Source organism: Breoghania sp., assembly GCF_030066895.1.
In the GTDB taxonomy this organism is placed as follows: Bacteria; Pseudomonadota; Alphaproteobacteria; order Rhizobiales; family Stappiaceae; genus Breoghania.
On record NZ_JASJAV010000017.1, the window covers coordinates 189,938 to 200,557 of the forward strand.

General features: G+C 61.2%; 7 protein-coding genes and 2 tRNA genes. 8 read left to right on the forward strand and 1 reads right to left on the reverse strand.

Annotated features, from left to right (window positions below; genetic code table 11):
* Positions 1–251 precede the first annotated feature (251 nt).
* The 8 genes from QNJ43_RS17685 (at position 252) to QNJ43_RS17720 (ending at position 9,854) form a co-directional block, all read left to right on the forward strand.
* Positions 252–1,862, forward strand: a complete 1,611-nt coding sequence (locus QNJ43_RS17685) for an NAD(P)H-hydrate dehydratase (protein ID WP_300471880.1) — start codon at positions 252–254, stop codon at positions 1,860–1,862.
* 37 nt (positions 1,863–1,899) lie between these two features.
* Positions 1,900–1,983: transfer RNA gene (locus QNJ43_RS17690), tRNA-Leu, on the forward strand.
* Positions 1,984–2,230: 247 nt separating this feature from the next.
* Entirely contained in the window at positions 2,231–3,595 is a 1,365-nt protein-coding gene (gene tig / locus QNJ43_RS17695) for a trigger factor (protein WP_300471881.1), read from the forward strand.
* Between the two features lie 425 nt (positions 3,596–4,020).
* Complete coding sequence (locus tag QNJ43_RS17700) at positions 4,021–4,656, forward strand: ATP-dependent Clp protease proteolytic subunit (RefSeq protein WP_300471882.1); 636 nt, start codon at positions 4,021–4,023, stop codon at positions 4,654–4,656.
* 281 nt (positions 4,657–4,937) lie between these two features.
* Positions 4,938–6,203, forward strand: a complete 1,266-nt coding sequence (gene clpX, locus QNJ43_RS17705; protein WP_300471883.1) for an ATP-dependent Clp protease ATP-binding subunit ClpX — start codon at positions 4,938–4,940, stop codon at positions 6,201–6,203.
* A gap of 271 nt (positions 6,204–6,474) precedes the next feature.
* Entirely contained in the window at positions 6,475–8,904 is a 2,430-nt protein-coding gene (gene lon / locus QNJ43_RS17710; RefSeq protein ID WP_300471884.1) for an endopeptidase La, read from the forward strand.
* 393 nt (positions 8,905–9,297) lie between these two features.
* On the forward strand, positions 9,298–9,573 hold the full coding sequence (locus tag QNJ43_RS17715; RefSeq protein ID WP_300471885.1) for an HU family DNA-binding protein: 276 nt from the start codon (positions 9,298–9,300) through the stop codon (positions 9,571–9,573).
* A gap of 205 nt (positions 9,574–9,778) precedes the next feature.
* Positions 9,779–9,854 (forward strand) — tRNA-Val (locus tag QNJ43_RS17720).
* Between the two features lie 70 nt (positions 9,855–9,924).
* Here QNJ43_RS17720 and QNJ43_RS17725 read toward each other — a convergent pair.
* Positions 9,925–10,581 (reverse strand): alpha/beta hydrolase, encoded by a 657-nt coding sequence (locus QNJ43_RS17725; protein WP_300471911.1) that lies wholly within the window; start codon positions 10,579–10,581, stop codon positions 9,925–9,927.
* Positions 10,582–10,620 lie beyond the last annotated feature (39 nt).

Here is a 10,620-nt window from a genome sequence, read left to right on the forward strand (position 1 = left end):
AGCGCGCGCAGATTAAGCCAACCCCGAGGTGTGGGTGGTAGGCCAAATAATAGGCAGTATGCCTAAAAAGCAGCCTTAAATTCGCGAAAACCCCAATGCCGCAACAGCAGAAATATTCAAATTTCGGTTTGATCGGACAAGTCGACGCAGGTGACGGCTTATGCCTGAGGCAGTGGATTTTCACTCCAAGCCCCCGATAAGATGGAAAAAACAACTGAAGACCAAAGAATGAGTACGGTGGGTCAATCTTTATGCAGCATGTGTTGAGCGTGGCGCAGATGGGGGAAGCCGACCGGCGAACGATTGCCGGTGGATGTTCCGGACTGAAGTTGATGGAAGCGGCGGGGCTCGGTGTGGCCGACGTGATCGCCGCGCGGCAGCCGTTGGGCAAGCGGGTGCTGGTGCTGGCGGGGCCCGGCAATAACGGCGGGGACGGATTCGCCGCCGCCCGCATCCTGAGGCGGCGCGGCTACCCGGTCACCGTGGCGCTTCTGGGCGATCCGGACCGTCTGAAGGGCGATGCGAAGCTCGCCTTCGAGGAGATGGGCGGCGAGGTCGAGGTCGTGCGTCCCGAACTGGTGGAAAACGCCGACGTGGTCATCGACGCGCTTTTCGGCGCGGGGCTCGACCGGCCGCTTAAAGGCAAGGCGGCAGAGCTGGTGCGGGCGGTGAATTCTCGCGTCGCGGAGCGCCGCCGCGCGAAAGTTGGGGCAGGGCTGGAGATCCCGGGCAGTGGCCTGCTCGGCGTGACGGGGAGGTGCGGGTTCTTTGTCGCCGCCGTCGATCTGCCGAGCGGAGTGTCGGGAGACTCAGGCGCGGTCATGGGCGTCGCCATCGAGGCCGACGTCACGATCACCTTCTGCCGCCGCAAGCCAGGGCACCTTCTCTTTCCAGGGCGCGGCCTGTGCGGACCCGTCCACGTCGTCGATATTGGCATCCCCGATTCCATCGTGCGTGAGATCGGGCCTAGGACATATGTCAACGAACCGGCGCTGTGGTGCGCGGCGTGGCATGCGCCCTCCGTCGAGGGTCATAAATATGCGCGCGGACATGTGCTGGTGGCCGGCGGCCCCGTTCATGCGACGGGCGCCTCGCGAATGGCGGCGGGCGCTGCCTTGCGCATGGGGGCCGGGCTCGTCACCGTGGCCTCGCCGAAAGACGCTCTCACGGTCAATGCGGCCCATCTGACGGCCGTCATGATCCGGCCGGTGGACGAGGCGAAGGACTTCGCCGAGGTGCTGTCCGATCGGCGGTTCAACTCCGTTCTCGTGGGGCCGGGATTCGGCGTCGGCGAAAAGGCTCAGGCCTTCGTGCACGCGGTACTCGATACTCCACAAACCGATACGGAGATGGCCGGGCGCGTTGCGGTCCTCGATGCCGATGCGCTGACGAGCTTTGCCGATCGGCCTGAAACCCTGTTTGAGATGATCGCCGCATCTGGCTGTCGCGATGTGGTACTGACGCCCCATGACGGCGAGTTCGCCAGGCTCTTCCCAGATCTGGCAAAGGGTACCTCGCGGCTGGAGCAGGCCAGGGCGGCGGCGCGGCGCAGCGGCGCGACCGTGCTGTTGAAAGGCGCGGATACCGTGATCGCGGCGCCCGACGGACGGGCTGCGATCAATGTCAATGCACCCGCATGGCTGGCAACGGCCGGGGCGGGCGACGTGCTGGCCGGAATCATCGCCGGGCTGGCGGTGCAGGGGCTTTCCGGCTTCGATGCGGCGGTGATGGGGGCGTGGTGCCACGGGGAGGTCGGACAGGTCGCCGGAGCGGGGCTGATTGCGGAAGATCTGGCGCCGTGCCTCAAGCCCGTGATCGAACGGCTGGCAGCCGATTGTGACAGCGCGCTAGAGGACAATTGACTTCATCGCGCTTGTATGGGAGTACGACGCCGCCGATGCGGCTGTGGCGGAATTGGTAGACGCGCTTGGTTTAGGTCCAAGTGTTCCTGACGTGGGGGTTCGAGTCCCTCCAGCCGCACCATGGTCCCGTGTCGGACGATCCGACTTACGCCTGGGCATCGCCCGGCATGCACCCGATGATCGGCCAGATGTTTGGTCGGGGGATCGGGGAAACCCCATTCTAGCGATGGGACCGTGTGCTGCCGGAGAGTCGAAGCTTTCGGCGCAAGGATCGCATCCAGTTGAAGGTCCCTTGCCCGTTTATTGAACGGCCGTCTCTTCGAACGTCGGTGAGACGGCGTTCCAGATCGAGGACGAAGAACAAAACCATGCAGGTAACCGAAACCCTGTCGGACGGGCTGAAGCGGGAGCTCAAGGTCGTCATCCCGGCCGATGAGATTGCCGGTCGGCTCGACACCTATCTCGACGACCTGAAGTCCAAGGTCCGCATCAAAGGTTTCCGCCCCGGCAAGGTCCCGACCGCGCACCTGAAGCGGTTCTACGGACGTCAGGCGATGGCCGAGATCATTTCCAACATGCTCAACGAGACCACGACTAAGGTGGTGGAGGAGCGCAGCGAGCGCCCCGCGTTGCAGCCCGAGGTTGATCTGTCCGATGAAGATGCGGAGAAGGTGCTCGCCGGCGAGATCGATCTGACCTACTCGATGAGCTACGAGATCCTGTCGGACATCGAGATCGGCACGTTCGACGACATCGAGATCGAGCGCCCGATCGTCGAGATTTCCGACGAAGGCGTGATGGAGCAGGTCGAACAGATCGCCGAGAGCAACCGTCCCTTCGAAGCCAAGTCGGGCAAGGCCCCGAAGGCGGAGAACGGCGACCGGGTGACGATGTCCTACCTCGGCAAGATTGACGGCGAGCCGTTTGACGGCGGCGCCGATCCGAACGGTCAGCTCGTGCTCGGCTCCGGCCGCTTCATTCCCGGCTTCGAGGAACAGCTCGTCGGCGTGAAGAAGGGCGAGGAAAAGGTCGTCACCGTTTCCTTCCCCGAGGATTATCCCGCCGCCCATCTGGCCGGCAAGGAAGCGACCTTCGACGTCACCGTCAACGAGATCGAAGCTCCGGGCGAGCTGAAGGTGGACGACGAGTTCGCCAAGGGCCTCGGCCTTGAATCGCTCGACAAGCTGAAAGAGATCGTGCGCGGCCAGATAGAGAACCAGTTCGGTCAGGCGACCCGTCAGAAGGTCAAGCGCCAGCTTCTCGACAAGCTGGACGAGCGCTACGACTTCACGCTGCCGGAAAAGCTCGTTGAGAACGAGTTCGACAACATCTGGCGTCAGGTCCAGAGCGACATGGAGCGCTCGGGCAAGTCGTTCGAGGACGAGGACACCGACGAGGAGGCCGCCAAGGCCGACTACCGCAAGATCGCTGAGCGTCGCGTGCGTCTCGGTCTGGTTCTCTCCGAAATCGGCGAGAAGAACGAGATCCAGGTCACCGACGACGAGCTGCATCGCGCCATGTACGAGCAGGTTCGCCAGTACCCGGGCCAGGAGCAGGAAGTCTTCGAATATTTCAAGAAGAACCCTGCCGCCTTCACCGGTCTGCGCGCGCCGATCTACGAGGACAAGGTCGTCGACTATCTGCTGGAGCTTGCCAAGGTGACCGACAAGGTCGTCACCAAGGAAGACCTGCTGAAGGCCGATGAGGAAGAGGACGAGGCCGCCAAGGCCTGATCCTTCTTGGCTCCTTTCCGAACGCGTCCCTGTGGATGCGTTCGGCTGAAACGTTCATGCCCCGCCCGTCTTGCGCAGACGAGCGGGGCGTTCGTCTGTCGGAGGGTAGGGATGCGGGGGAGGCTGCCTCCACGGACATCTTCCACACCAGTCCCTTCAAAAAAATGCGATCCGGCTAAACGGATCTGCCGGGGGCGCGGGAAGGCGGCGATGCCGCGGATGAGAGCCTTGAACCGCCCGCCGGCTCTGTTAAGGATAAGATACGGTCGGCGGGATGAAGGAGACGGTCTCCATGATCGTTCCTTTCGGGGGGCGCGATCATCTCCTATGTATTGAGTTGAACGCCGCGACTCTTGAACCTATCTGCGTGGCGCGGCGACGATATTTACGAGCGCTCACGCAAAGCGCCGAGTGATGGACCACACATGAAAGATCCTGTCGATTTCTACATGAGCACGTTGGTTCCGATGGTCGTGGAACAGACCAATCGCGGCGAACGCTCGTACGATATTTTCTCCCGCCTGCTGAAGGAGCGCATCATCTTCATCACGGGCGGTGTGGAAGACCAGATGGCGACGCTGGTCTGTGCCCAGCTTCTGTATCTGGAGGCCGAAAATCCCTCCAAGGAAATCGCCATGTACATCAATTCGCTTGGCGGCCTGGTGACCGCAGGGCTGGCGATCTACGACACGATGCAGTTCGTGCGCCCGGACATTTCCACGCTGTGCATCGGCCAGGCCGCGTCCATGGGCTCGCTTCTTCTGGCCGCCGGCGCCGAGGGTTCACGCTTTGCGCTGCCGAACGCGCGGGTGATGGTGCATCAGCCGTCGGGTGGCTTCAAAGGCCAGGCGTCGGACATCATTCTGCACGCGCAGGAGATCATCAATATCAAGCGCCGGCTCAATGACATTTATGTCAAGCACACTGGTCGCAAGCTTGCGGATATTGAAGAAGCGCTCGAGCGCGATAATTTCATGACGGCCGATATGGCGAAGGATTTCGGTATTATCGACAAGGTCATTGTCGACCGGACGTCGCTGAGCGATGGGGATGATGCCTGAAATTCGTCGGTGCGCTCGTAACGGAGCGCGCCGGACCCGAAAGATCTGGACGACTGGAAACGATGCGGTATATCCCTGCTGCACGTCCGGTTTAGGCGGATATTGATTTTTCGGGTGGAAGCATGGTCGGATTCGTTGAAGTGCTGCGTAGAATTGCGTTGTCTCGGCGGGTTTGCAGAAGGTAAATCCATCGGCCTAGGGCTTGCGGCACAAAGGCGCCGCAATGCCATGCTGATACAAGCGGGGGCGACAAGGCTTCCGAAGGATGCGGGGTTGATCGAATGAGCAAGACCAGCGGCAGCGACACCAAGAACACTCTCTACTGCTCCTTCTGTGGAAAGAGCCAGCATGAGGTGCGCAAGCTAATCGCCGGCCCGACGGTCTTCATCTGCGACGAGTGCGTTGAACTTTGCATGGATATCATCCGTGAGGAGAACAAGTCCTCGCTGGTGAAGGCGCGTGAAGGCATCCCGACGCCGCAGGAAATCCGCCAGGTTCTCGACGATTATGTCATCGGCCAGTTCGAGGCCAAGAAGGTGCTCTCCGTCGCCGTGCACAACCACTACAAGCGGTTGAGCCATGCGGCGAAGAACAACGACGTGGAACTCGCAAAATCGAACATTCTGCTCGTCGGTCCCACGGGTTGCGGCAAGACGCTGCTCGCCCAGACGCTGGCCCGCATCCTCGACGTGCCCTTCACGATGGCCGATGCGACCACACTGACCGAAGCCGGTTATGTCGGCGAGGATGTGGAAAACATCATCCTGAAGCTGCTGCAGTCGGCCGACTACAACGTCGAGCGCGCCCAGCGCGGCATCGTCTACATCGATGAGGTCGACAAGATCTCGCGCAAGTCCGATAACCCATCGATCACGCGCGACGTCTCCGGCGAAGGCGTGCAGCAGGCGCTGCTGAAGATCATGGAAGGCACGGTCGCGGCCGTTCCGCCCCAGGGCGGACGCAAGCATCCCCAGCAGGAATTCCTGCAGGTGGATACGACCAACATCCTGTTCGTCTGCGGCGGCGCGTTTGCGGGCCTCGACAAGATCATCTCCGATCGCGGCACCAAGACCTCCATCGGCTTCAAGGCCAAGGTGAAGGCGCCGGGCGAGGAGAAGGCGGGCGAGCTGTTCCGTCTTCTGGAGCCGGAAGACCTGCTGAAATTCGGTCTCATCCCCGAATTCGTCGGCCGTCTGCCGGTCATCGCGACGCTCGAGGACCTCGACGAGGACGCCCTGATTCAAATTCTCACCGAGCCCAAGAACGCTCTGGTGAAGCAGTATGCGCGCCTGTTCGAGATGGAAGACGTCGAACTGACCTTTCACGAGGACGTGCTACGTGCCATCGCGCGCCGTGCGATCGAGCGCAAGACGGGTGCCCGCGGTCTGCGGTCGATTCTCGAAGCGATCCTGCTCGACACCATGTTCGAGCTGCCCGGCCTCAAGGAGGTCAAACAGGTGGTGATCTCCCAGGAGGTCGTCGAGGGCAAGGCGCAGCCGCTCTATATCTATGAAGATAGAGCGGAAAACTCCGCCACCTCAGCCTGATCGTTTCCCGGGTTACCACCCGCTCTCCGATTGACTCCCACCGCGATCCGGAGATTAATGAGTGAACCAGCGGCGAGAGATCGCAATCATCGCCTCAAAGAGGGGCCTCCGCGATCGGCTTGAATGAAACCGTTCCTGCGCTTTCCGACCTCGTGTGTTGAAGGCCGATTGTCGGTTCCGCGCCTGTGGGATCGTTTCGCCGGGTGCGGTGCCGCAAGATGTGTCCCCCGCATTCCTCCCTGTGCCGGGACACTGATATAGAGGACAAGAAATGAGCGACCTCGAAACGCGGGCGGGAGCGGCCGGCTCGAACGTCTATCCTGTTCTGCCGCTTCGTGACATCGTCGTCTTTCCGCACATGATCGTGCCGCTCTTTGTTGGGCGGGAGAAGTCCATTCGCGCGCTTGAGGAAGTCATGCGCGCCGACAAGCAGATCCTGCTCGCCACGCAGAAGAACGCGTCGGACGACGATCCCGAACCCTCGCAGATCTACGAGACGGGAACGCTCGCCACCGTGCTGCAGCTTCTCAAGCTGCCCGACGGCACCGTGAAGGTGCTGGTAGAGGGCGGCGGACGTGCGGAGATCACCTCCTTCACCGAACGCTCCGACCTCTACGAGGCGGAGGCCGTCGCCCTTGCAGAGTATGCGGGCGAGCCGGTCGAGGTGGAGGCGCTGGCCCGGTCCGTGGTCAGTGAATTCGAGAATTACGTAAAGCTGAACAAAAAGGTCTCGCCGGACGTCATCGGTGCGGCCACGCAGATCGAGGATTACGCCAAGCTGGCGGACACGATCGCCTCTCATCTGGCGATCAAGATCCCGGAAAAGCAGGCGATCCTGGCTATCACCTCTGTGTCGGAACGGTTGGAGCGCGTGCTGTCGCTGATGGAGAGCGAGATCTCCGTTCTGCAGGTGGAAAAGCGCATCCGCTCGCGCGTCAAGCGCCAGATGGAGAAGACCCAACGCGAGTACTACCTCAACGAGCAGATGAAGGCGATCCAGAAGGAGCTGGGCGACGGCGAAGACGGTCGTGACGAGCTGGCCGAGCTGGAAGAGAAGATCGAGAAGACGAAGCTCTCCAAGGAGGTCCGTGAAAAGGCGCAGGCCGAGATGAAGAAGCTGCGTCAGATGAGCCCGATGTCGGCGGAAGCCGCCGTCGTGCGCAACTATCTCGACTGGATGCTGTCGATCCCGTGGGGCAAGAAGTCCCGCGTGAAGAACGATCTCTCCTATGCCGAGAAGCTGCTCGATTCCGAGCACTACGGTCTGGAGAAGGTCAAGGAGCGGATCGTCGAGTATCTCGCCGTTCAGCAGCGCGCCAACAAGCTGAAAGGCCCGATCCTGTGCCTGGTCGGCCCTCCGGGCGTCGGCAAGACCTCGCTCGGCCAGTCGATCGCCAAGGCGACGGGCCGCGAGTTCGTCCGCGTGTCGCTCGGCGGCGTGCGCGACGAGGCCGAGATCCGCGGTCACCGGCGCACCTATATCGGCTCGATGCCCGGCAAGGTCATCCAGTCGATGCGCAAGGTCAAGAAATCCAACCCACTCTTCTTGCTCGACGAGATCGACAAGATGGGTATGGACTTCCGCGGCGATCCTTCCTCGGCCCTGCTTGAGGTGCTGGATCCGGAGCAGAACTCCACCTTCATGGATCACTACCTGGAGGTTGAGTACGACCTGTCCAACGTGATGTTCGTGACCACGGCCAACACGTTGAACATTCCGGGCCCACTGATGGACCGCATGGAGATCATTCGCATCGCCGGTTACACCGAGGATGAGAAGGTCGAGATCGCGCGCCGTCACCTGCTGCCGAAGACGGAAAAGAACCACGGCCTGAAGAAGGGCGAGTTCCAGATCGATGATGCCGCCCTGCGGCTGATCATCCAGCGTTACACCCGTGAAGCGGGCGTTCGTAACCTGGAGCGTGAGCTCTCCACGGTCTCGCGCAAGGCGGTCAAATCCCTGATCATGGACAAGAAGACCTCGATCAGCGTGACCGTCGACAACCTTGAGGACTTCCTGGGCGTACCGCGTTTCCGGCACGGCGAGGCGGAGCGCGAGGATCAGGTCGGCGTCGTTACGGGCCTTGCCTGGACGGAAGTGGGCGGCGAGTTGCTGACCATCGAAGGCGTCATGATGCCCGGCAAGGGCAAAATGACGGTGACGGGCAACCTGCGCGACGTGATGAAGGAATCGATTTCTGCGGCTGCGTCCTACGTGCGCTCGCGGGCGGTCGATTTCGGCATAGAGCCGCCGCTCTTCGACAAGCGGGACATCCACGTCCACGTGCCGGAGGGTGCGACGCCGAAGGACGGTCCGTCCGCCGGTATCGCGATGGCGACGGCGGCTGTGTCGATCATGACCGGCATCAAGGTCTACAAGGACATCGCGATGACGGGCGAGATCACGTTGCGCGGTCGCGTCCTGCCCATCGGCGGCCTGAAGGAAAAGCTGCTGGCGGCACTGCGCGGCGGTATCAAGAAGGTGCTCATTCCCGAAGAGAATGCGCAGGACCTGACGGATATCCCGGACAACGTGAAGAGCGGGATGGAAATCATCCCCGTCTCGAACGTGAGCGAGATTCTCGAACATGCACTGCTTCGCATGCCGGAACCAATCGAATGGGACGCTGAGGAGCAGGACCGCAAGGCCGCTGCCCCGGTCGTTGCAGAAGATGACGGCTCCGCGCTGACCGCTCACTGATCCGCACTCACCGCTTGAAGGCAAATGATGAAGTCCCCGGTCGGAGATGGCCGGGGGGCTTTTTGTCCTGCGGCGGGGTGTGATGACGGGGGTTGCGAGAGGCCTGAGAACCCTCGGAACTGTCTTTGGGGCATGCAAATCCCGTCAAAAATGACGTGAGTCGGAGCCTCCTTTTGGAAGGCGCTGATTGTGCGAATTCGGCCGCGGAAACGCTTGAATTTTGCCGCAATCGGCCACTTTTCAGCGCGAACTTGGCAAATATCTCCAAATTCATATCGAAAAACCCGCAAAACTGGCGGATTTCTGCGATTTTCTCTTGCACTGGCTCTCATTTCACAGGAGTGTCCTAGCGCGAATCGACGGTGATCCGCCATTTGCATGAAAGGAACTGCTATGAACAAGAATGATCTCGTGGCGGCTGTTGCCGAGAAGAGTGGTCTGTCCAGGGCACAGGCCGGCGAAGCCGTTGACGCCGCTTTCGCCGCGATCACCGAGACGCTGAAGAGCGGTGGTGAAGTTCGCATCATCGGTTTCGGCAATTTTATGATTTCCGAGCGCGCAGCGACCGAAGGTCGGAACCCGCGCACCGGCGACCCGATCCAGATCCCGGCTTCCAAGACGCCGAAGTTCAAGGCCGGCAAGGGCCTGAAGGACGCGGTCAACAGCTAAGCGTCCGACCGTTTGGAAAAAACCTCGCGGCGTGGAACGCCTGCGAGGCTTTTTTCGTATCGTCCGTCATCGTCCCACACCGTGTGGATGGCATGGATGGCGCCTTGCATTTCGTCGTCTTTGCCCTTAAACGAACGCACGCCGTCGGCTCTCCCTCGGGCAGGCGGCCAGGCACGGGCCCCTCTGGGTGCCGAAAAGCCTCGTCGGGCGGTTAGCTCAGTTGGTAGAGCGTCTCGTTTACACCGAGGATGTCGGGAGTTCGAGTCTCTCACCGCCCACCATTCTTTGCCGTAGAATTGAGTGCATGAACGCGTCTCGAATAGAGTCGACGTTGTTGCGGTTCGGTTCGCGTTAGTCGCGCGCTGCTTCCATGATCTTTTGCGCCAGCCGTTCCGGCGCGGTTACGTGCACGCAGTGGCTGCCCGGCATTGTGACGAGCCGATACAGGCCGAGTTTTTCCGACAAACGCGGATGCCAGGGCATTGAATGCGGCATTGCCGTATCTTCGAGCGCGAGAAGATAGGATTTGCCGATTTCAAATGCCGCGGGATTGCGTGATAGCGAGATCGGGTCGGCGAAGGTGCGGAAGGGTTGAGGGACGAGCGTGCTTGCGAAGTCCTGTGCCTGCTTGTAAGTGCCGTCATTCACGAAGGCCTCCCGCAGGACTGGGAAAGGAAACGTGCCCGCTTTTGACTCCGCGGCCATCTCTTCGAACCTGGCTTTGTAGGCGGGGGGAACGAGGTCCATTGCGCTTTCCCCGTCGTTGGGGACGAAGGCGGAAAAATAGACAAGCCGTCGGATGCGTCCGGCGGCGAGCCGGTCTGCTGCGCCAGTGATGGGAAATCCGCCCCAACTGTGTCCGACGAGGATTGCATCCTCGATTTCGTTCTCGTCGAAAAACGTCACGAGGGACGAGATCGCATCGTCAAGGGTTGTCGAGGCTGGGTCATCGCCTTCCCGGTTCCCCTTCAAGGTCGGACAGAAGACGGAATGTCCTTGTGCACGAATGAAATCCGCACATGCCTTGAAATGTTCGCCATTATTGGC

Bases quoted from the DNA above. Each gene is read 5' to 3' on its own strand.
- QNJ43_RS17685 (WP_300471880.1), top strand. From the start codon at position 252: ATGCAGCATGTGTTGAGCGTGGCGCAGATGGGGGAAGCCGACCGGCGA.
- tig (WP_300471881.1), top strand. From the start codon at position 2,231: ATGCAGGTAACCGAAACCCTGTCGGACGGGCTGAAGCGGGAGCTCAAG.
- QNJ43_RS17700 (WP_300471882.1), top strand. From the start codon at position 4,021: ATGAAAGATCCTGTCGATTTCTACATGAGCACGTTGGTTCCGATGGTC.
- clpX (WP_300471883.1), top strand. From the start codon at position 4,938: ATGAGCAAGACCAGCGGCAGCGACACCAAGAACACTCTCTACTGCTCC.
- lon (WP_300471884.1), top strand. From the start codon at position 6,475: ATGAGCGACCTCGAAACGCGGGCGGGAGCGGCCGGCTCGAACGTCTAT.
- QNJ43_RS17715 (WP_300471885.1), top strand. From the start codon at position 9,298: ATGAACAAGAATGATCTCGTGGCGGCTGTTGCCGAGAAGAGTGGTCTG.